Source organism: Streptomyces sp. NPDC048623 (assembly GCF_040650755.1).
GTDB lineage: Bacteria > Actinomycetota > Actinomycetes > Streptomycetales > Streptomycetaceae > Streptomyces.
The window spans coordinates 1-26,839 of the sequence record NZ_JBEZHV010000005.1; the positions used below are offsets into that span (position 1 = coordinate 1).

26 protein-coding genes and 1 tRNA gene are annotated in these 26,839 nt (G+C 73.6%); 17 read left to right on the forward strand and 10 right to left on the reverse strand.

Going from position 1 to position 26,839, the window contains the following annotated elements:
• Window positions 1-369: 369 nt before the first annotated feature.
• The 4 genes from AB0C73_RS08870 to AB0C73_RS08885 all read left to right on the forward strand — a co-directional run bounded on the left by AB0C73_RS08870 (window position 370) and on the right by AB0C73_RS08885 (window position 4,587).
• Window positions 370-1,074 carry an FCD domain-containing protein gene (locus tag AB0C73_RS08870; protein WP_362526424.1) on the forward strand — a complete coding sequence of 235 codons (705 nt, stop codon included), beginning with the start codon at window positions 370-372 and terminating at the stop codon, window positions 1,072-1,074.
• Window positions 1,075-1,263: 189 nt separating this feature from the next.
• The gene (locus tag AB0C73_RS08875) at window positions 1,264-2,739 is read left to right on the forward strand and encodes an amino acid permease (protein ID WP_362526426.1); all 1,476 of its coding nucleotides are present in this window, start codon (window positions 1,264-1,266) and stop codon (window positions 2,737-2,739) included.
• Window positions 2,740-2,872: 133 nt separating this feature from the next.
• On the forward strand, window positions 2,873-3,958 hold the full coding sequence (locus AB0C73_RS08880) for an S-(hydroxymethyl)mycothiol dehydrogenase (protein WP_362526429.1): 1,086 nt from the start codon (window positions 2,873-2,875) through the stop codon (window positions 3,956-3,958).
• Entirely contained in the window at window positions 3,958-4,587 is a 630-nt protein-coding gene (locus tag AB0C73_RS08885) for an MBL fold metallo-hydrolase (RefSeq protein ID WP_362526432.1), read from the forward strand. Before AB0C73_RS08880 ends, AB0C73_RS08885 begins: the two co-directional genes overlap by 1 nt.
• Here AB0C73_RS08885 and AB0C73_RS08890 read toward each other — a convergent pair.
• Both AB0C73_RS08890 and AB0C73_RS08895 read right to left on the reverse strand, forming a co-directional pair.
• Window positions 4,571-5,503, reverse strand: a complete 933-nt coding sequence (locus tag AB0C73_RS08890; RefSeq protein ID WP_362526435.1) for a pseudouridine synthase — start codon at window positions 5,501-5,503, stop codon at window positions 4,571-4,573. The two genes, AB0C73_RS08885 and AB0C73_RS08890, sit on opposite strands and share 17 nt — an antisense overlap.
• Window positions 5,504-5,589: 86 nt before the next feature.
• Window positions 5,590-5,677, reverse strand: a tRNA-Leu gene (locus AB0C73_RS08895).
• A gap of 188 nt (window positions 5,678-5,865) precedes the next feature.
• On the opposite strand from AB0C73_RS08895, the gene AB0C73_RS08900 reads away from it, so the two are divergent.
• The 3 genes from AB0C73_RS08900 to AB0C73_RS08910 all read left to right on the forward strand — a co-directional run bounded on the left by AB0C73_RS08900 (window position 5,866) and on the right by AB0C73_RS08910 (window position 8,509).
• Window positions 5,866-7,191 (forward strand): M20/M25/M40 family metallo-hydrolase, encoded by a 1,326-nt coding sequence (locus AB0C73_RS08900; RefSeq protein WP_362526438.1) that lies wholly within the window; start codon window positions 5,866-5,868, stop codon window positions 7,189-7,191.
• Between the two features lie 162 nt (window positions 7,192-7,353).
• On the forward strand, window positions 7,354-7,587 hold the full coding sequence (gene chpH, locus AB0C73_RS08905) for a chaplin ChpH (RefSeq protein ID WP_123450641.1): 234 nt from the start codon (window positions 7,354-7,356) through the stop codon (window positions 7,585-7,587).
• 112 nt (window positions 7,588-7,699) lie between these two features.
• Window positions 7,700-8,509: a chaplin gene (locus tag AB0C73_RS08910; RefSeq protein ID WP_362526441.1), complete on the forward strand. Its 810-nt coding sequence runs from the start codon at window positions 7,700-7,702 to the stop codon at window positions 8,507-8,509.
• 105 nt (window positions 8,510-8,614) lie between these two features.
• On the opposite strand, the gene AB0C73_RS08915 is transcribed toward AB0C73_RS08910, so the two are convergent.
• Window positions 8,615-8,803, reverse strand: a complete 189-nt coding sequence (locus AB0C73_RS08915) for a DUF5703 family protein (RefSeq protein ID WP_362526443.1) — start codon at window positions 8,801-8,803, stop codon at window positions 8,615-8,617.
• Window positions 8,804-8,850: 47 nt separating this feature from the next.
• Here AB0C73_RS08915 and AB0C73_RS08920 point away from each other — a divergent pair, with 47 nt between their 5' ends.
• A complete protein-coding gene (locus tag AB0C73_RS08920; protein ID WP_362526445.1) occupies window positions 8,851-9,495 on the forward strand; it encodes a hypothetical protein in 645 nt (214 codons plus the stop codon).
• A gap of 196 nt (window positions 9,496-9,691) precedes the next feature.
• On the opposite strand, the gene AB0C73_RS08925 is transcribed toward AB0C73_RS08920, so the two are convergent.
• Together AB0C73_RS08925 and AB0C73_RS08930 are read right to left on the reverse strand one after the other, a co-directional pair.
• Window positions 9,692-11,899 carry a helix-hairpin-helix domain-containing protein gene (locus AB0C73_RS08925; RefSeq protein WP_362526447.1) on the reverse strand — a complete coding sequence of 736 codons (2,208 nt, stop codon included), beginning with the start codon at window positions 11,897-11,899 and terminating at the stop codon, window positions 9,692-9,694.
• The gene (locus AB0C73_RS08930) at window positions 11,896-12,882 is read right to left on the reverse strand and encodes an aldo/keto reductase (protein ID WP_362526450.1); all 987 of its coding nucleotides are present in this window, start codon (window positions 12,880-12,882) and stop codon (window positions 11,896-11,898) included. The genes AB0C73_RS08925 and AB0C73_RS08930 overlap by 4 nt, the downstream gene beginning before the upstream one ends.
• A 196-nt stretch (window positions 12,883-13,078) precedes the next feature.
• Here AB0C73_RS08930 and AB0C73_RS08935 point away from each other — a divergent pair, with 196 nt between their 5' ends.
• Entirely contained in the window at window positions 13,079-14,131 is a 1,053-nt protein-coding gene (locus AB0C73_RS08935; RefSeq protein WP_362526452.1) for an LLM class F420-dependent oxidoreductase, read from the forward strand.
• Window positions 14,132-14,417: 286 nt separating this feature from the next.
• Complete coding sequence (locus AB0C73_RS08940; protein ID WP_362526455.1) at window positions 14,418-15,203, forward strand: ferritin-like domain-containing protein; 786 nt, start codon at window positions 14,418-14,420, stop codon at window positions 15,201-15,203.
• A 48-nt stretch (window positions 15,204-15,251) separates the two neighbouring features.
• Here the strand turns inward: AB0C73_RS08940 and corA are convergent, their stop codons facing one another.
• Entirely contained in the window at window positions 15,252-16,244 is a 993-nt protein-coding gene (corA, locus tag AB0C73_RS08945; protein ID WP_362527219.1) for a magnesium/cobalt transporter CorA, read from the reverse strand.
• 104 nt (window positions 16,245-16,348) lie between these two features.
• Between corA and AB0C73_RS08950 the strand changes: the two genes are divergently transcribed.
• The 4 genes from AB0C73_RS08950 to mshC all read left to right on the forward strand — a co-directional run bounded on the left by AB0C73_RS08950 (window position 16,349) and on the right by mshC (window position 19,963).
• Window positions 16,349-17,038 carry a histidine phosphatase family protein gene (locus AB0C73_RS08950; RefSeq protein ID WP_362526458.1) on the forward strand — a complete coding sequence of 230 codons (690 nt, stop codon included), beginning with the start codon at window positions 16,349-16,351 and terminating at the stop codon, window positions 17,036-17,038.
• Window positions 17,039-17,163: 125 nt separating this feature from the next.
• Window positions 17,164-17,754 (forward strand): DUF3090 domain-containing protein, encoded by a 591-nt coding sequence (locus AB0C73_RS08955; RefSeq protein ID WP_362526460.1) that lies wholly within the window; start codon window positions 17,164-17,166, stop codon window positions 17,752-17,754.
• Window positions 17,751-18,554, forward strand: coding sequence for an SCO1664 family protein (locus AB0C73_RS08960; RefSeq protein ID WP_362526462.1), 804 nt, complete (start codon window positions 17,751-17,753; stop codon window positions 18,552-18,554). Before AB0C73_RS08955 ends, AB0C73_RS08960 begins: the two co-directional genes overlap by 4 nt.
• Window positions 18,555-18,733: 179 nt before the next feature.
• Window positions 18,734-19,963 carry a cysteine--1-D-myo-inosityl 2-amino-2-deoxy-alpha-D-glucopyranoside ligase gene (mshC, locus tag AB0C73_RS08965; protein ID WP_362526464.1) on the forward strand — a complete coding sequence of 410 codons (1,230 nt, stop codon included), beginning with the start codon at window positions 18,734-18,736 and terminating at the stop codon, window positions 19,961-19,963.
• A 173-nt stretch (window positions 19,964-20,136) separates the two neighbouring features.
• Here the strand turns inward: mshC and AB0C73_RS08970 are convergent, their stop codons facing one another.
• From AB0C73_RS08970 to AB0C73_RS08985, 4 genes are all read right to left on the reverse strand, one after another.
• Window positions 20,137-20,349 carry a DUF397 domain-containing protein gene (locus AB0C73_RS08970; protein WP_362527221.1) on the reverse strand — a complete coding sequence of 71 codons (213 nt, stop codon included), beginning with the start codon at window positions 20,347-20,349 and terminating at the stop codon, window positions 20,137-20,139.
• Window positions 20,350-20,537: 188 nt separating this feature from the next.
• Complete coding sequence (locus AB0C73_RS08975) at window positions 20,538-22,640, reverse strand: FUSC family protein (RefSeq protein WP_362526466.1); 2,103 nt, start codon at window positions 22,638-22,640, stop codon at window positions 20,538-20,540.
• A gap of 381 nt (window positions 22,641-23,021) precedes the next feature.
• A complete protein-coding gene (locus AB0C73_RS08980; protein WP_362526469.1) occupies window positions 23,022-24,161 on the reverse strand; it encodes a DUF2786 domain-containing protein in 1,140 nt (379 codons plus the stop codon).
• Window positions 24,158-24,550, reverse strand: a complete 393-nt coding sequence (locus tag AB0C73_RS08985; protein ID WP_362526472.1) for a helix-turn-helix domain-containing protein — start codon at window positions 24,548-24,550, stop codon at window positions 24,158-24,160. The genes AB0C73_RS08980 and AB0C73_RS08985 overlap by 4 nt, the downstream gene beginning before the upstream one ends.
• A gap of 106 nt (window positions 24,551-24,656) precedes the next feature.
• Here AB0C73_RS08985 and AB0C73_RS08990 point away from each other — a divergent pair, with 106 nt between their 5' ends.
• Genes AB0C73_RS08990 through AB0C73_RS09000 form a run of 3 tightly spaced genes read left to right on the forward strand, consistent with a single transcriptional unit; the run spans window position 24,657 to window position 26,762 of the window.
• Window positions 24,657-25,475, forward strand: coding sequence for an NAD(P)H-binding protein (locus AB0C73_RS08990; protein WP_362526474.1), 819 nt, complete (start codon window positions 24,657-24,659; stop codon window positions 25,473-25,475).
• A 53-nt stretch (window positions 25,476-25,528) separates the two neighbouring features.
• A complete protein-coding gene (locus tag AB0C73_RS08995) occupies window positions 25,529-25,834 on the forward strand; it encodes a hypothetical protein (protein ID WP_362526476.1) in 306 nt (101 codons plus the stop codon).
• Window positions 25,824-26,762 carry an FtsX-like permease family protein gene (locus tag AB0C73_RS09000; protein WP_362526478.1) on the forward strand — a complete coding sequence of 313 codons (939 nt, stop codon included), beginning with the start codon at window positions 25,824-25,826 and terminating at the stop codon, window positions 26,760-26,762. Before AB0C73_RS08995 ends, AB0C73_RS09000 begins: the two co-directional genes overlap by 11 nt.
• Window positions 26,763-26,839: the final 77 nt, after the last annotated feature.

Sequence of the window (26,839 nt, forward strand, 5' to 3'; positions counted from 1 at the left end):
GTCGTCACGGCCGCCCCGAAGACCCGTCGGGTGGACCGGTCGAAGACCGGCCCGACCCGGCCACGCACCAACCGCCCCGCGCCCAGGCGACGCGGGGTTCCCTCCCCGGCACGACCCCAGGGTCGTGTCGGCCAGCGTCCGGAGGGACACGCACCAACGGACCGGACCCGACTGCCCCGCGCAGCCCACCGGCACCAGAGCGTGACCGCGATCAGCACACCCACCACCCGCCGACACCGGCCACGAGGAGCAGCACTGGGCGCCGGATTCCACCGCCACGCCCACGCCTCCCCACCCAGGTGGACCGAACCCATACCGACCCCTACGGTCGACTTGGGATCGCTCAGCTGATCTGAGACGCTTGCCGACATGACGACACCGGCCGCTCAGGGGCTCCATCCGCAGGTTCTGACCACCCTGGGCCTGGCCATCACCGCCGGGGAGTACCCGCCCGGCACGGTGCTCCGCTCCGACGAACTCGTCGAGCGCTTCGACGTCTCCCGGACCGTGGTGCGCGAGGTCGTGCGCGTCCTGGAGTCCATGCACCTGGTCGAGTCCCGGCGCCGGGTCGGCGTGACCGTGCTGCCGACCGAGCGCTGGAACGTGTACGACCCCCAGGTCATCCGCTGGCGCCTGGCCGGCGCCGACCGCCCCCGCCAGCTGCGCTCGCTCACCGTGCTGCGCTCCGCGATCGAGCCGGTCGCCGCCGGACTCGCCGCCCTGCACGCCACCCCCGAGCAGTGCCGCGCGCTCACCGAACAGGCCCTCGGCATGGTCGCCACCTCGCGCGGCCGGCAGCTGGAGGCGTACCTGGTGCACGACATCGCCTTCCACCGGGTCGTCCTCAACGCCTCCGGCAACGAGATGTTCGCCCGGCTCGGCGACGTGGTCGCCGAGGTGCTCACCGGCCGCACCCACCACCAGGTGATGTTCGAGGACCCCGATCCGGCCGCCGTCACCCTGCACGTCCAGGTCGCCGAGGCGGTACGGGAACGGGACGCGGCCCGCGCCGAGGAACTGACCCGCGAGATCGCCGTCGGCGCCCTCAAGGAGCTGGACGTCCTCGCCCCGTGACGGCCGCCCGGGGCGCAAGTTCACCCGTGCGTAACCTCTGAACTACCTCAAATCCGGCCGAACAGTGAGATCGGCCACAGTCAGTGACGGGTGGTTGCCGTCAGGATGTGCGCTGGCCGTGCCGGAAAGCCCCACAAGGGCACGGCCGGGCACCGCACAGACCCTCCCCTCACGAAGGCGAACAACTCCATGAGTGACCGCAGCACTGCGGCCGACACGCTGTCCGCCACTCCGGCGGCACCCGCGGCAGCCTCGTCGGTGTCCTCCCACGTGGACGCCGGCGACCACGGATACCGCAAGGACCTCAAGCACCGGCACATCAACATGATCGCCATCGGCGGCGCGATCGGCACCGGCCTGTTCCTCGGTGCCGGTGGCCGCATGGCCAACGCCGGACCCTCGCTCTTCATCGCGTACGCGGTGTGCGGCGTCTTCGCCTTCTTCGTCGTCCGGGCCCTCGGCGAACTCGTGCTCTACCGCCCGTCCTCCGGCGCCTTCGTCTCGTACGCCCGTGAGTTCATGGGCGAGAAGGGCGCCTACACGGCCGGCTGGCTGTACTTCCTCAACTGGTCGACCACCGCCGTCGCCGACATCACCGCCGCGGCCACCTACGCCCACTTCTGGTCGCTGTTCAGCGACATCCCGCAGTGGGTGCTCGCCCTGATCGCCCTCGCGATCGTCCTCGCCGCCAACCTCATCTCCGTGAAGTACTTCGGCGAGATGGAGTTCTGGTTCGCGATCGTCAAGGTCGGCGCCCTGGTCGCCTTCATGCTCGTCGGCATCTTCCTCGTCGTGACCTCGCACGACGTCGGCGGCCACACCCCGGGCCTGGCCAACATCACCGAGAACGGCGGCATCTTCCCCAACGGCATGATGCCGATGCTGCTGCTCATCCAGGGTGTCGTCTTCGCCTACGCCTCCGTCGAGCTGTGCGGCGTCGCCGCCGGCGAGACCGAGAACCCCGAGAAGATCATGCCGAAGGCGATCAACTCGATCATGTGGCGCGTGGGCGTGTTCTACGTCGGCTCCGTCGTGCTGCTCGCGCTGATCCTCCCGTACACCGCGTACTCCGGCGACCAGAGCCCCTTCGTCACCGTCTTCGACAAGCTCGGCATCCCCGGCGCCGCCGGCGTGATGAACTTGGTCGTGCTCACAGCCGCCCTCTCCAGCCTCAACTCGGGCCTCTACTCCACCGGCCGCATCCTGCGCTCGATGTCGCTCGCCGGCTCCGCGCCCAGGTTCACCGGTGTGATGAACCGGGGCGGCGTCCCGTACGGCGGCATCCTGCTCACCGCGGGCTTCGGAGTCCTCGGCGTGATCCTCAACGCCCGGATGCCCGAGGACGCCTTCGAGCTGGTGCTGAACTTCGCGTCCATCGGCATCATCGGCACCTGGGCCATGATCATGGTCTGCTCGCTGCTCTTCGTCCGCCGCGCCAAGCAGGGCAAGCTCGTCCGGCCGTCCTACCAGCTGCCCTGGGCCCCGTACACCCAGATCGTGACCCTGCTGTTCCTCGGTTCGGTCCTGGTCCTCATGTGGATGGACGGCGGCGTCGGCCGCACCACCGTCGCCTGCCTGCCGCTCATCGCGGCCGCGCTGGTCGGCGGCTGGTTCCTGGTCCGCGGCCGGGTCCGCGCGGCCCAGGGCACCGTCGGCCGGGACTGATCCGCACCCCATAGCCCCCCACGGGACAAGAGACCCCCGCAGGCACGAACTGCGGGGGTCTCGCGTTTTGTCAGGAGATAGTGGTACGCAAGATCCTTACAGCGCAGAGGTTGTCGGCGAAGGGAAGTCCACGATGTCGCAGCAGGTCCTGGGGGTCATCGCCCCCGGCAAGAACGAGCCGGTCCGGGTCGAGACGATCGTGATCCCCGATCCCGGTCCGGGCGAGGCCGTGGTGAAGATCCAGGCCTGCGGGGTCTGTCACACCGACCTCCACTACAAGCAGGGCGGGATCAACGACGAGTTCCCCTTCCTGCTCGGCCACGAGGCCGCCGGAATCGTCGAGTCCGTCGGCGCGGGCGTCACCGACGTCGCCCCCGGCGACTTCGTGGTCCTCAACTGGCGTGCGGTGTGCGGCCAGTGCCGCGCCTGCCGGCGCGGCCGCCCCTGGTACTGCTTCGCCACCCACAACGCGCAGCAGAAGATGACCCTCACCGACGGCACCGAGCTCTCCCCGGCCCTCGGGATCGGGGCCTTCGCCGAGAAGACCCTGGTCCACGCCGGTCAGTGCACCAAGGTCGACCCGGCCGTCGCGCCCGAGGTCGCCGGCCTGCTCGGCTGCGGCGTCATGGCGGGCATCGGCGCCGCGATCAACACCGGCGAGGTCGGCCGCGGCGACAGCGTCGCCGTCATCGGCTGCGGCGGCGTCGGTGACGCTGCCGTCGTCGGCGCCCGGCTCGCCGGAGCCGCCCGGATCATCGCCGTCGACATCGACGACCGCAAGCTCGCCAAGGCCAAGGAGATGGGCGCCACCCACACGGTCAACTCCCGCGCCACCGACCCCGTCGAGGCCATCCGCGAACTCACCGGCGGCTTCGGCGCCGACGTCGTCATCGAGGCGGTCGGCCGCCCCGAGACGTACCAGCAGGCCTTCTACGCCCGCGACCTGGCCGGCACCGTCGTCCTGGTCGGCGTCCCCACCCCCGAGATGAAGCTCGAACTCCCGCTGCTCGACGTCTTCGGCCGCGGCGGCGCGCTCAAGTCCTCCTGGTACGGCGACTGCCTGCCGTCCCGCGACTTCCCGATGCTCATCGACCTGCACCAGCAGGGCCGGATCGACCTCGGCGCCTTCGTCACCGAGACCATCGGCCTCGGCGACGTCGAGAAGGCCTTCGCCCGCATGCACGAGGGCGACGTGCTGCGCTCGGTGGTGGTGTTCTGATGGGCGCCCGCATCGACCATCTGGTCACCTCCGGCACCTTCAGCCTCGACGGCGGCACCTGGGAGGTCGACAACAACGTCTGGATCGTCGGCGACGACACCGAGGCGATCGTCATCGACGCCGCCCACGACGCCGACGCCATCCTGGCCGCCCTCGACGGGCGCCCCCTGCGCGCCATCGTCTGCACCCACGCCCACGACGACCACATCGACGCGGCCCCGGCCCTCGCCGCCGCCACCGGCGCCCGGATCCTGCTGCACCCCGCCGACCTGCCGCTGTGGAAGCTGACCCACCCGGACCACAGCCCCGACGGCGAACTCGCCGACGGCCAGGTCCTCACCATCGCCGGGACGGACCTCACCGTCCTCCACACACCGGGCCACGCCCCCGGAGCGGTCTGCCTGTACGCCCCCGAGCTCGGCACCGTCTTCTCCGGCGACACCCTCTTCCAGGGCGGCCCGGGCGCCACCGGCCGGTCATACTCGGACTTCCCGACGATCGTCGGGTCGATCCGCGAGAAGCTCCTCACCCTGCCGCCCGAGACGGTCGTCCGCACCGGCCACGGCGACTCGACCACGATCGGGGAGGAGGCTCCGCACCTGGAGGAGTGGCTCAAGCGAGGCCATTGAGCGGCCGACGGCTCAGGAACCTCCTCGGTTCACCGGTGAACGGGTCGGTGAACACCAGCGACCGCGCGAGCAGTTGCAGCGGCCGCCCGAAGTCCTCCGGCCCGTCCTCACGGACCACCGGGTACAGCGGATCGTGGAGGATCGGCAGCCCGAGCGCGTTCATGTGCACCCGCAGTTGATGGGTCCGCCCGGTCTCCGGCACGAGGTGGTACCGGGCGAGCCCGCCCCTGTGCGCGAGCAGGTCGATCCGGCTCTCGGCGTTCGGCTCGCCGCCCGGGATCTCCCTGGCGGCCAGCACCCCGCGCTCCTTCTCGATCCGACTCCGCACGGTCACCGGCAGGGTCAGCTCCGGGTCGTACGGCGCCACCGCCTCGTACGCCTTGCGCACGGCCCGGTCCCGGAACAGCGTCTGGTACGCCCCCCGGTCCTCCGCCCGTACGACACACAGCACGAGCCCCGCCGTCAGCCGGTCCAGCCGGTGGGCCGGCTGCAGCTCCGGCAGCCCCAGGTCCCGCCGCAGCCGCGCGAGCAGCGTCTCCGTCACATGCCCGCCGCGCGGCATCGTCGCCAGGAAGTGCGGCTTGTCCGCCACGACGATCCGCTCGTCCCGGTACACCACCCCGACCTCGCCCGGCACCCGCTCCTCGGCCGGAAAGTCCCGGTGGAACCACAGATACCGCCCGGCGGCGTACGGCTCGGCCCCGTCCACGGCCCGCCCGTCGGCCCCGACGAACCGCCCCTCGCGCAGCATGGCCTCCACGCGCGCGTCCCCGACGGCCGCCCCGTACCGCCCGACCAGATGCTCCCCGACGGTCGCCCAGGCCCCCTCCGGGTCCTCGGGCAGCCGCACCCGCACGGCGTCGATCCCGTCGCGCTGGGGGAGGGGAGAGGCGGGGGGCTTGCTTCGGCGTCGCACGCCCCCACGGTAACGGGCGGCCGACAGGTGACCGACGTACGCCTGACATGCGGAAAGGCCCCACATCGCTGTGGGGCCTTTCCGGCTGGTGTCCGAGGGGGGACTTGAACCCCCACGCCCGATAAAGGGCACTAGCACCTCAAGCTAGCGCGTCTGCCATTCCGCCACCCGGACGGGGTGTGTCTTTCGGGGCTCGCGGCCCCTTCCGACGAGGAAAACCATAGCAAACATCTGGGGTGGTCGATCACCACCCCGGCGGCGCCCCCAGGCCACCCCGGGGCGGGGGCCCTTGGGCCGGACCGGGGTGGCGAGCGAGGATGGGGGCGACCGCAGTCATGGGGCACGTAGTGGGAGGAAGCAGCGTGAGCGAGACGAACACCGGCCGGGGCGTGACGGGCGAGGACGAGGTCGTCGACCTGTGCCGGGACCTCATCCGCATCGACACCAGCAACTACGGCGACCACTCCGGTCCGGGCGAGCGGGCGGCGGCCGAGTACGTGGCCGAGAAGCTCGCCGAGGTCGGCCTCGAACCGAAGATCATCGAGTCGCACCAGGGGCGGGCGTCCACCGTGGCCCGGATCGAGGGCGAGGACCCGTCGCGGCCGGCCCTGCTCATCCACGGGCACACCGACGTCGTCCCGGCCAACGCCGAGGACTGGACCCACCACCCCTTCTCCGGCGAGATCGCCGACGGCTGCGTCTGGGGCCGCGGCGCCGTCGACATGAAGGACATGGACGCCATGACCCTCGCGGTCGTGCGCGACCGGATGCGCAGCGGCCGCAAGCCGCCGCGCGACGTCGTGCTCGCCTTCATGGCCGACGAGGAGGCCGGCGGCACCTACGGCGCCCGCCACCTGGTCGACCACCACCGCGATCTGTTCGAGGGCGTGACCGAGGCGATCGGCGAGGTCGGCGGCTTCTCCTTCACGGTCAACGAGAACCTGCGGCTCTATCTGGTCGAGACCGCCCAGAAGGGCATGCACTGGATGCGGCTGACCGTCGAGGGCACCGCCGGCCATGGCTCGATGACCAACAACGACAACGCGATCACCGAGCTGTGCGAGGCCGTCGGGCGGCTCGGCCGGCACACCTGGCCGGTCCGGGTCACCAAGACCGTACGGTCGTTCCTGGACGAGCTCTCGGACGCGCTCGGCACCCCGCTCGACCCCGAGGACATGGACGCCACCCTCGCCAAGCTCGGCGGCATCGCCAAGATGATCGGCGCCACCCTGCGCAACTCCGCCGCCCCCACCATGCTCGGCGCCGGCTACAAGGTGAACGTCATCCCCGGCCAGGCCACCGCGCATGTCGACGGGCGCTTCCTGCCCGGGTACGAGGAGGAGTTCCTGGCCGACCTCGACCGGATCCTCGGCCCGCGCGTGAAGCGCGAGGACGTGCACGGCGACAAGGCCCTGGAGACCAGCTTCGACGGCGCCCTGGTCGACGCCATGCAGCTGGCGCTGCGAGCCGAGGACCCGATCGCCCGGGCCGTGCCGTACATGCTCTCCGGCGGCACCGACGCCAAGTCCTTCGACGACCTCGGCATCCGCTGCTTCGGCTTCGCGCCGCTCCAGCTGCCGCCGGAGCTGGACTTCGCCGGCATGTTCCACGGCGTGGACGAGCGGGTCCCGGTGGACGGACTCAGGTTCGGCGTCCGGGTCCTGGACCGCTTCCTCGACGCGAGCTGAGCCGGACGACGGCGGCCCGGGCGCGCGTCGCGGAAATCGACCGCGCGTCCAGGTGCTACCGGAAAGAGTGAATGCCCCAGGGGGCTCGTAGCCCCTCTGATTCCCCCTCGTTACAGGTGGTGCGGTCCGCGGCTGGGACCGCATTGCCAACAAGGAGGAATAATGATCAAGAAGGTCGTCGCTGCTGCGGCTGCCACCGGCGGTCTCGTTCTCGCGGGTGCGGGCATGGCCGTTGCCGACGCGGGTGCCCAGGGTGCCGCCATCGGTTCCCCCGGCGTGCTCTCGGGCAACGTCGTCCAGGTGCCGGTTCACATCCCCGTGAACGTGTGCGGCAACACGGTCTCCGTGATCGGGCTGCTGAACCCCGCCTTCGGCAACACCTGCGTCAACGCCTGACGTTCTGTCTCGACCCCCTGAGGGTCCGAGCCAAGGCCGGCCCCGGAGTGCGTGCCATGCACTCCGGGGCCGGTGGCCATTTCGTCACGAGCCGAGAAGCAGGTAACCAGCAATGCGACAGGTCACACGCGTCATCACACGCAAGAGCATCATCACGGTCGCCGCGGCCGGCGGCATGATCGCCCTCGGCGGCGGTTACGCCCACGCCGGATCGGATGCGAGCGGCACCGCGGCCGGTTCGCCGGGCGTCGCCTCCGGCAACACCGTGCAGGTCCCGGTCCACGCGCCGGTCAACGTCTGCGGCAACACCGTCTCCGTCATCGGGCTGATGAACCCGGCGTTCGGCAACTCCTGTTCCAACCAGGACGGTTCCGGCGGCTACGGCGATGACGGGGGCTCCGGCTCCAGCGCCGGCGGCCACAGCTCCGACTCGCCGGGCGTCGGCTCCGGCAACACCGTCCAGGTGCCGATCGACGCCCCGTTGAACGTCTGCGGGAACGGTGTCACGGGCGTCGGGGCCGGGAACGCGGCCTACGGAAACGACTGCGGCAACGGCATCGAGCCGACCACCCCGGGGCACCCGGGCGGGCCCGAGACCCCTGGTGGTCCCGAGACCCCGGGCGGTCCGGAGACCCCTGGCGGGCCCGAGACCCCCGGCGGTCCGGAGACCCCGGGTGGTCCGGAGACTCCCGGTGGTCCCGGCGAGGAGGGCGGTGAGCACCCCGGTACGCCGGGGACCCCGGGCACTCCCGGCGGCTCGCACGGGCCGAACACGCCCGGTGCGCACACCGTCACGCCCGACCGACCCACCGAGGAGCTGGCCAGCACCGGCGCCGGTCCGCTCGGCGTCGCCGTGCCCGCCGGCGCGGCCCTGCTCCTCGCCGGCTCCGTGATCTACCGGCGGGCCCGCCGAGCCGCGTGACCCCCGCGCCGCGGCGCGGAAAGCGAAGGGGCCCCGCGGTCGCGGGGCCCCTTCCTCATGTCACGTGGGTCACTCGTGCCATGGAGGTCACTCAGGTCACTCCTGTCACCAGGTGGCGCGGATCTGACGGATGATGCGGCGCTTCAGCCGCACTCTGCGGCTCCCGTCCCGGCGCAGGATCAGCCGGTCCAGCTCCCAGTGTCCGTACTCGGCATGGTCGGTCAGAAGCCGCGTCGTCTCCTTGCGGGAGACACCACGCGGCACGTACACGTCGACAAATTCGTATTCCGGCATCGCATCTATTGTGCGGCCAAGGGCCCGGTACGGATAGCGTCTGTCCTATGTCTGATGCTGCGCAGCCCACCGCTGCCGAGGTACGCGCCGCCGTCGAGGCGGTCAAAGCCGCACTGGACCGTCACCTCGCGGCGGTCGAACGCCGCACCGGGGACGACGACCCGGCCGTCTACGAGGCCTTCAACGCGCTCGCGGCGGCGGCGGAGGCGTACGACGAGGTCCTCTACGACCGTTACGACGAGGTCACACCCTTCGAGATCCCGGGCGCTGACGACTCGCTGCCGCCCTACGCGGGCCCGGACGAGCCGCACGCGCTGAGCGTGCTGATCCGCCGCGACTACGCCGTGGTGGAGCCGCAGCGCCTGATCGCCCAGGCCCGGCGGGTGACCGACCTGGACCGGGAGGAGGGGGCGGGGACCACGCACGCGGCGCTCGGGGTCGTCTTCGGCGAGTACGAACCCGACGAAATCGCGTCCCGGCACAAGGAGTTCGGCCTGGAGGAGGGCGACTCCACACTCTGGGTCGAGGCGGCCGAGGAACTGCCCGAGCCGGGGGAGTGGCTGAACGCCCCCTTCGACCAGGCCGACCAGGAACGCCTCGTGTGCCGCTTCGACATCAGCGCCGTCTTCGACGACGACTCGGACGACCCGAACGAGGAGGACCGGGCTCCCGCCCGAGCCCGCCAGGCCTGAGCCCCTTCCGCCCCGGACACGTCAGGGCGCCCTCCCGTTCGCCCACGGGGAGGGCGCCCTGCCGTGTACCGGCGGCGGCCCCGGATCCCGCAGAGCAGGCCGGGTACGAGGCGATCCTTCGCCCTGCGTTCGCCGCCCCGCGGCCCCTCGGCTCCGGCGGGGCCTCGGGAGGTCCCGAGCGCCGGACGGCGCTACGTCATGAGGCTCCGGCCCCGGCGCCCGGCTCGTCCTCGTGCAGCAGTGCCTCCAGGAGGGGGCGCAGGCGGGTCGTGCGCTCCGGGGCGCGGCCCTCGGCCACCGCGCGCGGCAGGGCCTGTTCCACGCCGTGCACGACCGACAGATGCTTCTCCGCGCGCCCGAAGGCCGTGTAGACCCAGGCCCGGGTGAGGCCGCCGGCCGCGTCGCCGGGCAGCACCACGACCGCCGCGGGCCAGCGTGTCCCGGCCGCCTGGTGCGCGGTGAGCGCCCAGCCGTGCCGCAGCGCGGACTCGACCCGCTCCTTCGGTACGACGACCCGCTCGCCCGCGCAGTCCAGGTGCAGGCCCTCGGCGTCGGCCGAGACGACCGTGCCAGTGACCGTACGGCCCGGGGCGGGGGAGTGGGCCACCCGGTCGCCCGGGTCGAAGCCGCCGAAGCGCCCGGGCCCGGGGTTGAGGCGCTGCTTCAGCGCCGCGTTCAGCGCGCGGGTGCCGGCCGAGCCGCCGTGGCCGACCGTGATCACCTGGGTCTGCTCGGCCGGTACCCCGATGGCGCGCGGGATCGAGTCGGCGACCAGCTGCACCGTGCGGTGCACCGCCTCGCCGGCGTCCCGGACCGGGACGATCACGACCTCCTTGCCGGGTGCCTCGACCTGGTTCAGCTCGCCGGCGCCGATGCCGGACACCAGCTCGCCGATCGGGCCCGGGTCGGGCACGCGCGAGGCGATCTGCGGGGCTGCCTTCGCCGCGAGCAGATCGGCGAACACCCGGCCGGGGCCCGCCGCTCCGAGGACGTACGGATCGCCGCTGAGGACAAGGCGGCAGCCGTCCGGCAGCGCCTCGACCAGCGTGGCCGCCGTCTCCACGTCGAGCTGCGGCGCGTCGAGGACCACGAGCAGGTCCAGGGCGAGGGTCCCCTCGGCGTCCCGTCCCGGGCCGGCGGTGCCGGACAGCAGCGCGGCCACGGGCAGCGCGCCGTCCCGCGCGCTGTGCGCCGCGAGCGCGACCCGCAGGCCCCGCGCGCGGGCCGCCTCGGCGAGCGCGGCGGGCTCGGCGCGGGCGGCCTCGCCGCCGGTGTGCAGCACCAGACCGTGCGCCCCGGCGGCGCGGGCCAGTTCCGGGCCGTCCCACTCCGCCGCCTCGGCCGTACGGACGAGGCGGGCCAGGCCGTCCGCCAGGCTCTCCTCCGCGAGCGCGTACCGCTCCAGGCCGAGCAGCACCGGCACCTCGGGCCGCGGCGCGGGCGCCTCGGCCGGCTCGCCCTCGGTGTCGAGGTCGTCGGACTCCTCCGGCTCCTCCTCTTCCTGGAAGACCAGGACCGCCGCCTCCGACACCGCCAGGTCCACGGCCTTGTCCGGCTCGGGCACCGACAGCCTGGCAAGCGCGTCCCGGACGGAGCCGAGCGCCAGAGCGGTGTGGCCCTTGAGGGCCGCCTGCTCCAGGAGCCAGGCGGTGAGGGCCACCGCGCGGCGCGGGTCGGCGGGACCGCACTCCGCGCCGAGCAGCGCCCGGGCGAAGCCGTCCGCCTGCTCGGGGCGCACACCCGGCACCGCGAGCAGCTGCCAGGGGTCGTCCTCCAGGGCCCGGGCGGCGCCCTCGCCGAGCACGGCGGCCACCTGGGCGGCGAGCGTCTCGGGGGCCCCGCCGCGCGCGAGGACCCGGCGCACGGCGTCCGTGGTCTCCTCGGTCACCACCGGGGCCTCGGGCGCGGGCGGGCGCACGGTGGTCTCCGGCTGCGCCGCCGGGGCGGTGCGCTCCTGAACGGGCGCGGGGGCCGGCGCCGCCACGCGCGGGACCGAGACCGGCTTCGCGCCGCTCTCGACGGCCCGTACCGCCGCGAGCAGGTCCGCGGCCGTGCCGGTCAGCTTGCCGCCCGCCTCGACGGGAGCGGCCCGCTCGGCCTTGCGGCGCTCGATCCTCTCCCGCAGCTCCCGCTGCGCGGCCAGCTCCGCCTGCGCCTCGGTCAGCTCGGGCGCGGCCTTCTCGGTGCCGGCCTCCGCGGAACCGGGTTCCGTCGACTCGGGCTCGCCGTCCCCGGGCCGTTCCGGCGTCGTCTCCGGCTCCGAGCTCTCCGCCCGCTCGTCCGGCTCCTCGCCGCCCGCGGGCTCCGTGCCGGGGGCGGCGGGCGGCGCGGCGGGCGCCTCCTGGGCGTCGGCGGTGGGCTCGGCGGCCTCGGGCGTCGGGGTGTCGCCGGAAGGCTCGGTCACAAGGTGCTCCAGTCGTGATCCGGATAGCGGTGCACGGGCGCCGACACATCGTCGAGGGCCCGGCAGATCTCGTCAGGAAGACTAAGGCTCTCCACTGACAGCACGGCCGCGAGCTGCCGCGCGTTGCGCGCGCCGACGATCGGGGCGGTCACCCCGGGGCGGTCGCGGACCCAGGCGAGGGCGACGTGCAGCGGAGTGGTGGCGAGGCCGTCCGCCGCCGTGCGCACCGCGTCCACGATCCGGCTCGCCGTGTCGTCCAGATACGGCTCCACGAACGGGGCGAGGGCCTCCGATCCGCCGCGCGAGTCGGCCGGCGTGCCGTGCCGGTACTTCCCGGTGAGCACCCCGCGCCCCAGCGGCGAGGACGGCAGCAGGCCGATGCCCAGGTCGAGCGCGGCCGGCAGCACCTCGCGCTCGATCCCCCGCTGGAGCAGCGAGTACTCCATCTGTGTCCCCGCGAGCCGGGTCCGCTCCCCGGCGAGCTGCCAGGTGCCGGCCTTGGCCAGCTGCCAGCCGCAGAAGTTGGACACGCCCACATAGCGCGCGCGTCCGGTGCTCACCGCGATGTCGAGGGCCTGCAGCGACTCCTCGAGCGGGGTGTGCGGGTCGTGGGCGTGCAGCTGCCACAGGTCCACGTGGTCCGTGCCGAGCCGGGCCAGCGAGGCGTCGAGCGCGGCGAGCAGGTGCCCGCGCGAGCCGTCCGTGCGCCGGTCCGGGTCGGGCACGCTGCCCGCCTTGGTCGAGATCACCAGGTCCTGGCGCGGCACGAGGCCCGCCCGCTCGTCGATCAGCCGCCCGAGCAGATACTCCGCCTCGCCGCCCCCGTACACGTCCGCGGTGTCCACGAGCGTGCCGCCCGCGTCCCAGAACGCCTTCAACTGTTCGGCCGCGTCGTGCTCGTCGGTGTCCCGGCCCCAGGTGAGGGTGCCGAGCCCGAGCCGGGACACGCGCAGGCCGGTACGTCCGAGATGCCTCTGCTCCATGGCCGCGAGATTACTGGCCACGGCACCACGCGGAGAGACCCTGTGGACAACCTGTCCACAGCCCACTCGTTCGAGGCCTCCCGGACCGTTCCCGCCGGCCTCCTCCGACCCGTCCCCGATCGGTTCCTGACGAATGCCGGGGCCGCGCGCTAGAGTCCCCGCACAGGACGTTACCGATGGGTAAGGGGTACGTGGCATGCGGCTCGGCATCAACCTCGGCTACTGGGGCGCGGGCATGGACGGCGACAACCTGGCCGTGGCCCAGGAGGCGGACCGCCTCGGCTACGACGTGTGCTGGGCGGCGGAGGCGTACGGCTCCGACGCCCCCACCGTGCTGTCCTGGGTCGCCGCCAAGACCGAGCGCATCGACGTCGGCTCGGCGATCATGCAGATCCCGGCCCGGCAGCCCACGATGACGGCGATGACCGCCGCCACCCTCGACTCGCTCTCCGGCGGCCGCTTCCGGCTCGGCCTCGGCGTCTCGGGCCCGCAGGTCTCCGAGGGCTGGTACGGCGTCAAGTTCGACAAGCCGCTCGCCCGCACCCGCGAGTACGTCGAGATCGTCCGCAAGGCCATGACCCGCGAGCGCCTCAGCTACCAGGGCGAGCACTGGACGCTGCCCCTGCCGGACGGCCCGGGCAAGCCGCTCAAGCTCACGGTCCACCCGACCCGCCCGCACATCCCGCTCTACATCGCCGCCATCGGCCCGAAGAACCTGGAGCAGACCGGCGAGATCGCCGACGGCGCCCTGCTCATCTTCCCGGCCGCCGAGCACCTGGAGGAGACCGCGCTCCGCCATCTGCGCGCGGGCCGCGAGAAGGCCGGGCTGACGATGGAGGGCTTCGACGTCCACCCCACCCTGCCGATCGCCCTCGGCGACGACATCGACGCGCTCGCCGACATGTTCCGGCCGTACACCGCGCTGTACGTCGGCGGCATGGGCAGCCGCAAGCAGAACTTCTACAACCAGCTCGCTCAGCGGATGGGCTACGAGAAGGCCGCCGCCGAGGTCCAGGACAAGTACCTGTCCGGCGACAAGGCGGGCGCCGCGGCGGCCGTGCCCCGGCAGCTCATCGACCAGACCGCGCTGCTCGGCTCCGTCGACCGGATCGCCGACCGCATGCAGGCCTACGCGGCGGCCGGTGTCACCACCCTGACGCTCTCCCCGGCCGGCTTCACGCTCGACGAGCGGATCGCGGCGCTGCGGGCGGGCGTGGAGGCACTGGAGCGGGCCGGGCTCGCCTCGTAACGCGTGCCCTGACGCGCAACGGCACGCCTCGGCGCGCGTACGGGAGCTCTGCGGCCGTGGTGGGGGCTCGGGGGGTCTTCCCCGCCACGGCCGTCACGGAGCACAACGCGTGAGGGCGCCCGGAGTTACGCGCCCGTGCGCCCCCGCCCGTGCGGCGCCCGTACGTCGGCTCGTACGCCGTTCGGCCCAGTGCCCGCCGCGCTCGTGTTGCCCGACCCGGCGCGGCGCACTTGACTCGTACTCCACGGGCGTACGGAGTGCGGACGTCCGCATGGAGGTGTCAGCCATGCTCACGGCCAAAGGGCTGTTCGAGGAAATCATCGCCAACGACGAGTCGTTCCGGCTCTTCTGCTCCATCGCCGCCAGCGGCGAGGCCCAGGGCGGCTGGGAGAACGGCCGGATCGCGGCGCTCGTCGCCCCCGGGATGCGGGATCTGGCGCCCAAGATCGTCCGGCACGGCGCCGACGAGGACAAACACGGCCGGATCTTCAACGCCCTGCTCAAGAAGCGCGGCCTCGAACCGGTGCCCGTGCCGCCCGAGACCGACTACACCATGCTCCTGGAGCAGCGCGGCATCGGCCTCGCCCACGACAAACTGCGCCGTGAGGAGCCGCTCAGCGAGGAGGACATCATCGTCTACCTCGCGCACAGCCGGGTCACCGAGCAACGGGCCGCGGACCAGATGATCACGCTGGTGAAGTACTTCGGGGACGACCCGGTGCTCGGCAAGGCGATCCGCATGATCGACAACGACGAGACCAACCACCTGTCGTACTGCCACGAGGAGCTGCTCCGCCTCAACTACGCGGGCCACGGGCGGCTCATCCAGCGCACCCTGCGCGAGTGCGCGCTGGCGGAGATCCAGGTCTACCGCGACGTCAGCCTCGCCGTGATGAGCCACATGGGCCGCATCCTGGGCTGGCCGAAGGCCAAGGCCGCCGCCCTCGCCGCCGGCATCCACGGGGTGTACGCGTGGGAGCGTCTGGCCGGCTGGCACAAGATGGTGGACCTGCGGATGCCCGAGCGCCGCGACGCCCTCGGCGGGGCGCCGACCCCGGCCCCCGCCTTCTGAGCCGGACGGCTTTCAAACCCCCGGCCCGGCCGCGGCCGGGCCGGGGGCTCACATCCAGCCGCGCCGCTTGAACAGCCGGTACAGCCCCACCTCGATCACGGCCATCAGCAGGATCACCGCCGGGTACGACCACGTCCACCGCAGCTCCGGCATGTGGTCGAAGTTCATGCCGTAGATCCCCGCGAGCATCGTGGGGACCGCGGCCATGGCGGCCCAGGCCGAGATCTTGCGCATGTCGTCGTTCTGGCGCACCCCCATCTGCGCCAGATGCGCCGAGAGCACGTCCGAGAGCAGCCGGTCCAGGCCCTCGACCTGCTCGTTGGCGCGCAGCAGATGGTCCTGCACGTCGCGGAAGAAGGGCATCGCGTCCTCGTGCACGAAGGGCACCGAGCCGGCCGCGAGCCGCGCCATCGGACCGGCCAGCGGAACGCTCGCCCGGCGGAACTCCAGGACCTGCCGCTTGGCGGTGTAGATCCGCGCCGCGGTGCGCGCCGGGTTGCCGCCGGTCGGCTCGAAGACATCGGTCTCCAGCTCCTCCAGATCGACCTGGAGTTCACCGGCCACGTCGATGTAGTGGTCCACCACCGTGTCGCTGACCGCGTAGAGCACCGCCGTCGGCCCGTGCTTCAGCACGTTGGGCTCCGCCTCCAGGCGCTTGCGGACGGCCCCGAGCGGTGAGCCCACTCCGTGCCGCACGGTCACCACGAACGAGTCGCCGATGAAGAGCATCAGCTCACCGGACGAGACCGTGTCGCTCTCCGGCTCGTACACCACCGGCTTGAGCACCACGAACAGCGAGTCGTCGTAGATCTCCAGCTTGGGCCGCTGGTGCGCCTTGAGAGCGTCCTCCACGGCCAGGCGGTGCAGCGCGAACTCGTCGGAGACATGGCTGAACTCGGCCTCCGTCGGCTCGTAGAGCCCCACCCACAGGAAGGCGTCACCGGTCGCCCGCGCCTCCGCCAGCGCGTCCGACAGGTCGTCGGGGCCTTTCGTCCGGCGTCCGTCACGGTAGATGGCAGAGTCCACGATCACGGGCCGTATTCTCTCCCGGCCGCCCCCGGACCGCACCTGCCGGGCCCCCGTACCGCATCGAGAGCACCCCGACCGCCCCCCACACGCGCGTGGGGACGCCTACGCTGGCCCCCATGGCCACCCTGATCCTCGTACGGCACGGACGCTCGACCGCCAACACCTCCGGCGTGCTCGCCGGGCGGACGCCCGGGGTCGCGCTCGACGAGCGGGGCGCCGCACAGGCCGCCGCCCTGCCCGGACGGCTCGCCGGAGTGCCGCTCGCCGCCGTCGTCTCCAGCCCGCTCCAGCGCTGCCGGGAGACCGTCCGGCCGCTGCTCGCCGCCCGCCCCGGTCTGCCGCTGCACACCGAGGAACGGATCAGCGAGTGCGACTACGGCGACTGGTCCGGCCGCAAGCTCGCCGAGCTGATGGACGAGCCGCTGATGCAGGTGGTCCAGGGGCACGCCTCCGCCGCCGCCTTCCCCGGCGGCGAGTCCCTGCGCGCCATGCAGGCCCGGGCCGTGGACGCGGTGCGCGACTGGAACGCCCGGATCGAGGAGGAGCACGGCGAGGACGCCGTCTACGCGATGTGCTCGCACGGCGACATCATCAAGGCGATCGTCGCGGACGCCCTCGGCCTCCATCTCGACCTCTTCCAGCGCATCCACGCCGACCCCTGCTCGGTCACCGCGATCCGCTACACCCGCCTGAGGCCCTTCCTGCTGCGCCTCGGCGACACCGGCGACCTGGCCGGCCTCGCACCCCGCGAGACCCCCGCCGACGAGGGGGCGGCGGAGGTCGGGGGCGGTGCGGGCGCACCGTGATCCATCCGCGCAGTAGGGTGGACGCGCCGCGGTAGCGCCGTTCCGCGAGACCCGCCGACGCGGCGGCACCCGCCACGACCGCGGCGGAACAGTCGAGACAGTCGAGACCCGAGGGAGTCAGGAACGTGTCCCGTCAGGTGTTCCTCTACGACCCACCGGAGCGGTTCGTGGCCGGCACGGTCGGGCTGCCTGGCCGCCGTACGTTCTTCCTGCAGGCGTCCGCGGCCGGCCGCGTCACCAGCGTCGCCCTGGAGAAGACACAGGTCGCGGCCCTCGCCGAGCGGATCGACGAGCTGCTCGACGAGGTCGTGCGGCGCACCGGCGGCAACGCCCCGGTGCCGGCCATGGCCCCCGCCGACATCGCGGACAGCGCCCCGCTCGACACCCCCGTCGAGGAGGAGTTCCGGGTCGGCACCATGGCGCTCGCCTGGGACGGCGAGGAGCAGCGGATGATCGTCGAGGCGCAGGCGCTCGTCGAGCTCGACGCGGACTCCGAGGAGGACCTCGCCGAGGCCGAGGAGCGGATGCTCCAGGACGAGGAGAACGGCCCGCCGATGCTGCGGGTCCGGCTCACCGGCGCCCAGGCCCGGGCCTTCGCCAAGCGCGCCCTCGACGTGGTCAACGCCGGCCGGCCGCCGTGCCCGCTGTGCAGCCTGCCGCTCGACCCCGAGGGCCATGTCTGCCCGCGCCAGAACGGATACCGTCGCGGCGCATGAGCGGCCAGGGGACCCCGAGCACCATCGAACTGCTCGCGGCGGGGGAGCTGACCGTGGTCGGCCAGGTCCGTGAGGCGTCCAACGCGGTGCTGTTCTGCTCCGTCGCGTACGAGGGCGGGCGCGCGGACTGCGTCTACAAGCCGGTCGCGGGGGAGCGCCCGCTGTGGGACTTCCCCGACGGCACCCTCGCCCAGCGCGAGGTGGCCGCCTTCGAGCTGTCCGAGGCGACCGGCTGGGGTCTCATCCCGCCGACCGTGCTGCGGGACGGGCCGTACGGCGAGGGCATGGTCCAGCTGTGGGTCGAGCCGGACCCCTCGGCCCAGTTGCTCGCGCTGGTCGAGGACGACGAGGCGGGGGAGGGCTGGAAGGCCGTGGGGCCCGCGCAGATCGCCGAGGACCGCACCGCGCTGCTGGTGCACGCCGACACGCCCGAGCTGCGCCGCCTGGCCGTCCTGGACGCCGTCATCAACAACGGCGACCGCAAGGGCGGGCATCTGCTGCCGGCGCCGGACGGGCGCCTGTACGGGATCGACCACGGGGTCTCGTTCCATGTCGAGGACAAGCTGCGCACCCTGCTGTGGGGCTGGGCGGGCGAGGAGCTGACCGAGGAGGCCACCGCCGTCCTCGCCGCGCTCGACGAGCGGCTCGCCCCGGGCACTCCGCTGGCGGAACGGCTCGGCGCGCTGCTGACGGGCGCCGAGGTGGCCGCCCTGCGGGAGCGGGTCGCCGTGCTGCGCGGGACCGGCCGGCACCCCGTACCGTCGGGGGAGTGGCCGGCCATTCCCTGGCCTCCCGTGTAGCCGACCAGGCCACTTCGACCGGTGGCCGATGCTTTTCGGTCAACCTTCTCCAGATGCGGAACACCCCCGGGGGGTATGCCTCCTCATGCACGGCGGCCCGGCTTCCGCAAGACCGCCTCCTCGGCCAGGATCCCGGATGCGGTTCGTATCCGGAACACCTGTCCGGTTACGCTCAGGGCATGCATGCCTGGCCCGCTTCTGAGGTCCCCGCCCTGCCCGGCAAGGGCCGCGACCTCCGGATTCACGACACCGCGACCGGTGGACGAGTGACCCTCGACCCCGGCCCCGTCGCCCGCATCTACGTCTGCGGCATCACGCCGTACGACGCGACCCACATGGGTCACGCGGCGACCTACAACGCGTTCGACCTCGTTCAGCGCGTGTGGCTCGACACCAAGCGGCAGGTTCACTACGTCCAGAACGTCACCGACGTGGACGACCCCCTGCTGGAGCGGGCGATCCGCGACGGCATCGACTGGGTCGGCCTCGCCGAGCGCGAGACCGCCCTGTTCCGGGAGGACATGACCGCCCTGCGGATGCTGCCCCCGCAGCACTACATCGGCGCGGTCGAGGCCATACCGGGCATCATCCCGCTCGTCGAGCGGCTGCGGGACTCCGGTGCCGCCTACGAGCTCGACGGCGACATCTACTTCTCGGTCGAGGCCGACCCGCACTTCGGCCAGGTGTCGAACTACGACACCGAGCTGATGCGCCACCTGTCCGCCGAGCGCGGCGGCGACCCGGACCGCCCGGGCAAGAAGAACCCGCTCGACCCGATGCTGTGGATGGCCGCCCGCGAGGGCGAGCCCAGCTGGGACGGCGGCAGCCTCGGCCCCGGCCGCCCCGGCTGGCACATCGAGTGCGTCGCCATCGCCCTCGACCACCTCGGCATGGGCTTCGACGTACAGGGCGGCGGCTCCGACCTGATCTTCCCGCACCACGAGATGGGCGCCTCCCACGCCCAGGCGCTCACCGGCGAGTTCCCCATGGCCAAGGCCTACGTGCACGCCGGCATGGTCGCCCTCGACGGCGAGAAGATGTCCAAGTCCAAGGGCAACCTGGTCTTCGTCTCCACCCTCCGCAAGGAGGGCGTCGACCCGGCCGCCATCCGGCTCGCCCTGCTCTCGCACCACTACCGGGCCGACTGGGAGTGGACCGAGCAGGTGCTCCAGGACGCCGTGGCGCGCCTGGACCGCTGGCGCGCCGCCGTCTCGCGCCCCGACGGCCCGTCCGCCGACGCGCTCGTCGAGGAGCTCCGCGAGGCGCTCTCCGACGACCTGGACGCCCCGGCCGCGCTCGCCGCGGTCGACCGCTGGGCCGCGCTCCAGGATGCCGAGGGCGGCACCGACGAGTCCGCCCCCGGTCTCGTCTCCCGCGCCGTCGACGCCCTGCTCGGCGTCGCGCTGTAGCAACTCCCCGCGCGGGCCGCTCCCGGAACCGACAGGTCCGGGCACCGGAGGAGTACGAGTCGCCCAGGGCCACGTAGTCCACCGCGGCGGTCTCGGCGGCCTGTGCGACCCCGGCCCCGGTGGCGGTCGCCACCGGGGCCCTCTCCTCTGTCCGCGGGCGCTTGCGGGCGCTCCTACACCAGGTGGTCGAACTCCCCGTCCTTGACGCCCGCGAGCAGTGCCTCGATCTCGGCGGGCGTGTAGACGAGCGCGGGACCGTCGGGAAACCGCGAGTTGCGCACCGCGACATCACCACCGGGCAGCTTGGCGAACTCCACGCAGGAGCCCTGGGAGTTGCTGTGCCGGCTCTTCTGCCACACGACACCACGAAGCTCCGTGGCCGCCATGCCGTTGTACGCGTGGTGCGCGTGATGCACTGGTAGCTCCCCGAGGTGATTGGTGCAGGTGTCAACTTCCCCGGATCATAGCTGTGTTCATATGCATCTGCATGAGCAGATGCACGTGCACGAGGGGTGGCGTAGTGACTACGCGACTCAGCGTGCTACCCGCCGGTAGTACACGAACGTGCTCTCGCTCATGCGTTCCTGACCGTATGTGTGGCCGTAGGTGTGACAGTACGTGAGGGATCACGCGGCCCACCGTCCAGCGCCGCCGACAGCTCGTCGAGCGCGGCCAGGAGCAGCAGCGCGCCCTTGCGCAGCAGGAAGTGGTCCGGGGCGTCCGCCCGTTCCCAGCCCCCGACGGTCTCCCGCAGCTCGTCCCAGCGCGGCGCCTTCCGTTCCCGTACGGCCTTGGCGCCGCGTTCCGTCGCCCGGCGCAGGGCCTCCGCAAGGGCCGCGGCCTCCGGCACGGGCGGGGCGCCGCGTTCGGGGAGGTGCGCCTCCAGGAGCATCGCGACCCGCCCGAACTGGGCCAGCGCGTCCTCGGCCTCGGCAGCCGCCGCGTGGGACAGGCCCCGGTGCCGTACCGGCTCGTGGGCGGCCCGTTCCACCCCCTCCTGCCAGGCGATCCGGGCCGCCCGGGTGCCGAGCAGGGCCTCCCGTACATCCGGGTCGGCCGGCCCCACCGGGTCGGCGAAATGGCCGACGACGGTCGCCGCGTACCGCCCGTCCGCCTTCAGCCAGTCCGCGAGGCGGCCGCGCAGCCGCGGGGTCTCCCAGGCCGGGTAGACGGCGTACGACAGCATCGCGAGCAGCCCGCCGACGAGGGTCAGGAGCACGCGGTCGCGGACGGTCTGGGTGACGCCCGCGCCCTCCATGCCGAGCAGGAACACGACGTACGCGGCGACGAAGACCTGGCTCATCGCGTAACCGGTGCGCATCAGCAGATACATCCCGAAGGCGCACAGCACGGAGAGCCCGGCGAGGACCCAGGTGCCGGGGTGCGCCGTCTGCACGATCCCGGTCGCCAGGGCCACCCCGACCAGGGTGCCACAGAGCCGGGCCACGGAGCGGGCGTACGTCTGCGTGAAGTCCGGGCGCATCACCATCACCGAGGCCATCGGCGCCCAGTAGCCGTGCCCCCAGGGGAGCCAGGTGCCGAGCAGATACCCGGCGGTGACCACGGCCGTGACCCGGACGGCGTGCCGCAGGATCGGCGAGTCGTGCCGCAGCTCGGCGCGCATCGCGCCGAGCGCGACGGGGAGCAGCTGGAGGAGGGACGGGCGGCTGCGGGCGGAGGCGGCCGTCTCGGTGCGCGGTTCGGCCGTCTCGACGACGTCGTCGAGGAGCTTGGCGAGCCGGACGGCGGCGCGGCGGGGCGCGCCCCTGAGGATCGCGAGCGTGTCCGGCGTGTGCAGGGCGGCGTCCGCCGGGGCCGGCAGGTCGACCGGTTCGCCGTGCCGGATCGCGTGCGCGCAGGCGTCCAGGGTGTCCCCCGCCGCGCCGAGCAGCTCGCGCACCCGGTCCCGTTGCGGCCCCTCGGCGGACGCGCCGACGGCCGGGTCCGCGAGCGAGGCGAGCACCGGCCTGATCCGCTCAGCGAGCCCGCGTGCCCCGTGCAGCTCGGCCGGCCGGCGGCGGGCCTGGCGCGGGGTGACGGCGGCGGCGCTGCGGGCCGTCATCAGCGGTACGGGGTCGAAGGAGGCGGTCGGGTCGTGCCGCAGCCGGCGCGCGTAGTCCGCCTCGGCGGCGAGCGCGTCGGCGAGCGCGTCGCGCTGGGCGCCCCAGCGGCGTACCGGCATCAGCACGATCAGCGCCGCCTGCACGAAACCGCCGACCGCGATCATCGCGGCGTGCCCGGCGGCCGCGGCCACCGAGGTGGGGAGCGTGACCGTGACCAGCATGATCGCCACGTTGGACGAGGCGATGATGCCGACGGTCGGGCCGGCGGCCCAGCAGAGCCCGGCGATGAAGGTCCACAGGGCGAGCAGGGCGAGGAAGAGAACCAGGTGCGCCCCGGTCAGATACCCGAGGAACGTCGACACGGCGAGACTCGCGCCGGACGCGAGCGCGAGGGTGGGACGCGGGCGGTACGAGCGCTGCAGCGTCGCGATCGCCGCCTGGAACGCCCCGAACGCCGACGCCACCGCCACCGCCGGCCCGAACGCGGCGAGCGACACCCCGACCACCAGCGCAAGCCCGAGCGCCCCCCGCCCGGCCACGGCGGGCTCCAACCGCCGCCGCTCGACGGACAGCCCGGACCGCGCGGTCTCCTTCAGCGCCCGGAGCCAGCTCATGGGGCGAGCCTAGTGGGGATGGGGGCGAAGGGGGGCATTTGGGGCGGGGGCTACCGCAGGGCCCGCGTCCGCCGGTACGGGGGCTTCGGCTTCGGCTTCGGCCCTGGCTTCGGCCCCGAGGCCGGGACCGGGGCCGGGGCCGGGACCGGGACCGGGGCCAGGGCCAGGGCCGGGACCGGGCCAGCCGCGCGCCTTGGCGCACCGCACCCGAGGCTGAGGCCAGGCCAGCCCCCCGGCGCAGCCGGGGTGGGCGGGCCGGGGCTGGTGGGAGCCCGGCCCTGAGGCCGGGCCGGCGCTGGCAGCCTCAGCCGAGGCCCCGCGCAAGCCCGGGACCGGGCAGGCTGCGCAGCCGGGCCGGGGCCGGCCGACCCGCTGCCCCCCCTACCGGATCTCGCCCCTCCCCCGCGCGCCCAGGCCCGCGCGGTCCGCCGCCGAGGTGCCGTGGTGCCAGCCGGCCTCGTCCCAGGCGGCGCGGACGCGGGTGGTGCGGGTCTGGGGGAAGAGTTCGTCGGTGCGGGCGGTGACCGCGAGGTCGCGGGAGGCGAGGGCGGGGAGGAGGGTCGGGGCCTCGGCGGCGACCCGGCGGGAGGTCGCGGAGAGACGGGCACCGAGGCGGTTCGCGTAGGCGAGGAGGAAGGACTGCCGGAAGGACTTGGTGCGCTTGCGCCCGCCCGCGCGCTGCTCGGCCTCGGCGCGGGTCATCGCCGCCGTGCCCTGCACCAGCAGCGAGGTGTAGAGGAGTTCGACCGGGTCGAGGTCCGCCTCGAAGCCGACGACCGTCGAGAAGCCGTACGCCTCGTTCCACACCGCCCGGCAGTGGTTCGCGGTCGCCACCGCGTCCAGCAGGATCGCCTTCGCCTGCTCGTACGGCGCGTCCACGCCGATCCGGAGCGCCCCCGGGGCCTCCGCCGCGGGCGCCCCCGCCGCCAGGCTCGCCTCGTCGAGGCTGTGCCGCGCCATCAGCTCCTGCGCCTTGGCGGTCAGCGCCTCGGCCTCCTCCGCGTACGTCGTCCCCTCCGCCTTCGCGAGCAGCGCCCGGATCCGGGTCAGCAGCTTCGGCTCCCCCGCGACGGGCGGCGGCAGCGTCTCGCCGGGCACGGGCCCGACGGCGTCGAGGCGGGGCAGCCGGACGAGCAGCCGGTAGAGCTCCAGGACGGCGGTCGCGTACGAGAAACGGTCAAGGCCCAAGGCCTTGGAGCCCTCGTCGAGCGCGTCGAGCTGCGCCTGCCAGCGGTGCGGAAGCCGCTCGTAGCGCGCGGTCTCCGCCCGTACAAGCCCGGCGGCCAACCGCACGTGTCCGTCTCCGAGTTCGCGCCGCACCATGCGTACGACGTCGGCCGGCTGCCACCCGCGCGCCCACAGCGACCGCACGAACTCCTCGCCCCGCCGTGCCAGTTCGGCGTCCGCGTCGCGATCGGCCGCGAGCAGCGAGGCCGCCGTGTCGACGGCGCGCTCGTCGTCCCCGTACAGCGCCTCGAAGGCCCGCTCGACCGTGCTCGTCCCACTCGTCCCGCCGCTCATGCCGGGTGCCTCGCGTCGAACTCCTCGCGCGAGCGCGCGATGGCCGACCGATGGTCGAGGGACCAGTCGATCAGCTGCTTGATCAGGTGCGTCATGCTGTGCCCGGTCTCGGTGAGGGAGTACTCGACCTGCGGCGGAGTCGTCGGGAACACCTCGCGCGCCACCAGACCGTCCCGCTCCAGACGGCGCAGGGTGAAGGTGAGCATGCGCTGCGAGACCCCGTCGACCAGACGCTGGAGCTCCCTGAACCGGCGCGGCCCGGCGGCCAGTTCGACCACCACGTGCACCGTCCACTTGTCGCCGAGCCGGTCCTGGACGTCCCGGATGCCGCAGTCCTCGACGCAGGTCACGACCGGATCGGTGGTTACGTCCGTGTGCCCCTCCGACATCAATGTGCCTCCTTCCACGACCGGCCCACCCCGGCAACGATGGTCCCGGGCACCTCGCCCGCCACACACACCATTGTCAGCGCTCAGCTGTCCTCAGGGGGAAAACATGCTGCTCGTCACCGGCGTCTCCGGCGCCCTCGGCTCGCTCGTCGCCGAGCGCCTCGCAGGCCACGACGACGTCATCCTCGGCACCCGCGCCGGCCTGCCCGGCACCCGCCACGTCGACTTCGACGACCCGTCGACGCTGCCGGCGGCCTTCGCCGGCGTCGACACGCTGCTGCTGATCTCGGCGGGGTACGGCGAGGACGACGTCGTCATCGCCCGCCACGAGGCCGCGCTGTCGGCCGCCGAGGCGGCCGGGGTCGGCCATGTCGTCTACACCAGCCTCTCCGGCGACGGCGACCACGTCACGTACGCCCTCGCGCACCGCTGGACCGAACGCCGGCTGCGCCGCTCCACGATGGACTGGACGGTGCTGCGCAACGGCCTCTACGCCGAGTTCCTGACCTGGATCGCCACGCCCGACGCCGACAACCGCATCACGGGCCCGCTCGGCGAGGGCGGGCTCGCCGTCGTCGCCCGCGCGGACCTCGCCGACATCGCGGTCTCCGTCGCGACGGACCCGGCGCCGCACGCGGGCCGCGTCTACGAGCTCGTCGGCGACCGCGCCCTGGGCGGCGCCGAACTGGCGGCGGCCCTCGGCGCCACGTACGCGCCGGTGACGCTCGCCGAGGCGCGCGCCGCGATCGCCGCGTCCGGCGCGCAGCCCTTCCAGGTGCCGATGCTGGCGAGCACCTACTCGGCGATCGCGTACGGCTTCATGGACGGCAGCGGGGTGAAGAGCGACCTGCGCACGCTGCTCGGGCGGGAGCCGCGGGACCCGCTGGAGGTGTTCGTGGCGGCGGTGCGGGGCGCGGAGGGGTAGGCCGGTCTTGAGGCGGGCCTCGGGGCGGCGGGCCTCGGGGCGGCGGCGGTCGCATGCTGACCGTCGTGCTCGCCGGGCTGCGCGGCCGCTGGGCGTCGTTCCTCGGCGGGTTCAGCGCGCTCGCGCTCGGGGTGGGCCTGGTGGCGGTGATGGGGCTCGGCCTGTCGGCGACGGTCGGGGCGGCGAGGGAACGGGCGCCGGTGCGGTTCACGTCCTCCCCCCTGGTCGTACAGGGTCAGGACCGGCTGTCCGTGGAGGTGCGGCGCGGGCCGGGACGGGGATCGCATCGGCGCCGCTCGACCGTCCACAGCCTGTGGACACCGAACTGCTGCGCGAGCTTCGGGCCCGGTGGACGGTGACAGTGGCCGGCGGCTTGGACGCGGTCGGGGTCGACGGACCGGCGGACGAGGTCCGGGAGGTCGTACGGAAGACCGTCGGGGAGCGTTCGCGGGTCCTCACCGGGCCGGAGCGGCGGGCGGTCGACCCGGACGCCGCCGCGGACGCCCGGGCGCTCGTCACCCTCGACGCGCTGCTCGGCACCGCGGGCGGTCTCCGCCGACGCCGCAGGCGCGGCCCCTGGGGCCGTCCCCGCCCCGGCGGCAGTCCCCGGCGCAGCCCGGGAGGCAATCCCGAGCGCGGGTCCGCCCCTGGCCGACGGCACAGGTCCGAGCGTCACCTCCCGCACGCCCCCGCCGACGGTCCCCGCCGACGCCACAGGCGCGGGCCTCCGGGACCGTCCCAGCCACAGGTCCCAGCGCGGCCCCGGGGACCCTCCCGGCCCCGGCGCCGGGCGCAGCCCCGGCGGCAGTCCCGGACACAGGACCGGGGACCGTCCCAGGCCCGGCCGCGGCCCCCAGTGCGGTCCACGCGTCGCCCACCGCCCGCGGCGGGCAAGCCGGCCGACGGCGGCCGGCAGGCCACCCGGCTGGGGCTGGTCCTCGTGCTCGGTATCGCGCTCGTGTATACGGAGCTCGGGCTCGCCAACTCCCTGCTCATGGCCGCCTCGGTCCGCGGGCCCGAGCTCGCCGCGCTCCGCCTCGCGGGGCCACTCGCGCGCAGATCCTGCGGGTCGTCGCGGGCGAGGCCCTGCTCGGCACCGCCATCGGTGTGGTGCTCGACCTCGTGGTCGGTGCCGTGTGTCTGGGTGGGCTCGCCGCGGCCGTCGTCGCGCTCGGCGCACCGGTGCCTCTCGCCCTCTCCTGGGGGACGCTCGCCGCGACGACGGGGGCCTGCGTGGCGGTCGCGGTGGCCTCCGCGCTCGTCCCCGCCTGGCGCCTGACCCGCTGAGGGGCGACGCTGGTAAGTCGGGACGGGACAAGGGACCGGGGTCGGAGCCGGGTCCCTTGTCCCGCCCCGCCCTCTTG

Excerpts from the sequence above, each read along its gene's own strand:
- AB0C73_RS08960 (WP_362526462.1), top strand. The coding sequence starts at position 17,751 with ATGAGCGGCCAGGGGACCCCGAGCACCATCGAACTGCTCGCGGCGGGG.
- AB0C73_RS08870 (WP_362526424.1), top strand. The coding sequence starts at position 370 with ATGACGACACCGGCCGCTCAGGGGCTCCATCCGCAGGTTCTGACCACC.
- AB0C73_RS08970 (WP_362527221.1), bottom strand. The coding sequence starts at position 20,349 with ATGGCGGCCACGGAGCTTCGTGGTGTCGTGTGGCAGAAGAGCCGGCAC.
- mshC (WP_362526464.1), top strand. The coding sequence starts at position 18,734 with ATGCATGCCTGGCCCGCTTCTGAGGTCCCCGCCCTGCCCGGCAAGGGC.
- AB0C73_RS08920 (WP_362526445.1), top strand. The coding sequence starts at position 8,851 with ATGTCTGATGCTGCGCAGCCCACCGCTGCCGAGGTACGCGCCGCCGTC.
- AB0C73_RS08975 (WP_362526466.1), bottom strand. The coding sequence starts at position 22,640 with ATGAGCTGGCTCCGGGCGCTGAAGGAGACCGCGCGGTCCGGGCTGTCC.
- AB0C73_RS08880 (WP_362526429.1), top strand. The coding sequence starts at position 2,873 with ATGTCGCAGCAGGTCCTGGGGGTCATCGCCCCCGGCAAGAACGAGCCG.
- AB0C73_RS08995 (WP_362526476.1), top strand. The coding sequence starts at position 25,529 with ATGCTGACCGTCGTGCTCGCCGGGCTGCGCGGCCGCTGGGCGTCGTTC.
- AB0C73_RS08875 (WP_362526426.1), top strand. The coding sequence starts at position 1,264 with ATGAGTGACCGCAGCACTGCGGCCGACACGCTGTCCGCCACTCCGGCG.
- AB0C73_RS08915 (WP_362526443.1), bottom strand. The coding sequence starts at position 8,803 with ATGCCGGAATACGAATTTGTCGACGTGTACGTGCCGCGTGGTGTCTCC.
- AB0C73_RS08990 (WP_362526474.1), top strand. The coding sequence starts at position 24,657 with ATGCTGCTCGTCACCGGCGTCTCCGGCGCCCTCGGCTCGCTCGTCGCC.
- AB0C73_RS08935 (WP_362526452.1), top strand. The coding sequence starts at position 13,079 with ATGCGGCTCGGCATCAACCTCGGCTACTGGGGCGCGGGCATGGACGGC.
- AB0C73_RS08885 (WP_362526432.1), top strand. The coding sequence starts at position 3,958 with ATGGGCGCCCGCATCGACCATCTGGTCACCTCCGGCACCTTCAGCCTC.
- AB0C73_RS08950 (WP_362526458.1), top strand. The coding sequence starts at position 16,349 with ATGGCCACCCTGATCCTCGTACGGCACGGACGCTCGACCGCCAACACC.
- AB0C73_RS08910 (WP_362526441.1), top strand. The coding sequence starts at position 7,700 with ATGCGACAGGTCACACGCGTCATCACACGCAAGAGCATCATCACGGTC.
- AB0C73_RS08985 (WP_362526472.1), bottom strand. The coding sequence starts at position 24,550 with ATGTCGGAGGGGCACACGGACGTAACCACCGATCCGGTCGTGACCTGC.
- AB0C73_RS08940 (WP_362526455.1), top strand. The coding sequence starts at position 14,418 with ATGCTCACGGCCAAAGGGCTGTTCGAGGAAATCATCGCCAACGACGAG.
- AB0C73_RS08930 (WP_362526450.1), bottom strand. The coding sequence starts at position 12,882 with ATGGAGCAGAGGCATCTCGGACGTACCGGCCTGCGCGTGTCCCGGCTC.
- AB0C73_RS08980 (WP_362526469.1), bottom strand. The coding sequence starts at position 24,161 with ATGAGCGGCGGGACGAGTGGGACGAGCACGGTCGAGCGGGCCTTCGAG.
- chpH (WP_123450641.1), top strand. The coding sequence starts at position 7,354 with ATGATCAAGAAGGTCGTCGCTGCTGCGGCTGCCACCGGCGGTCTCGTT.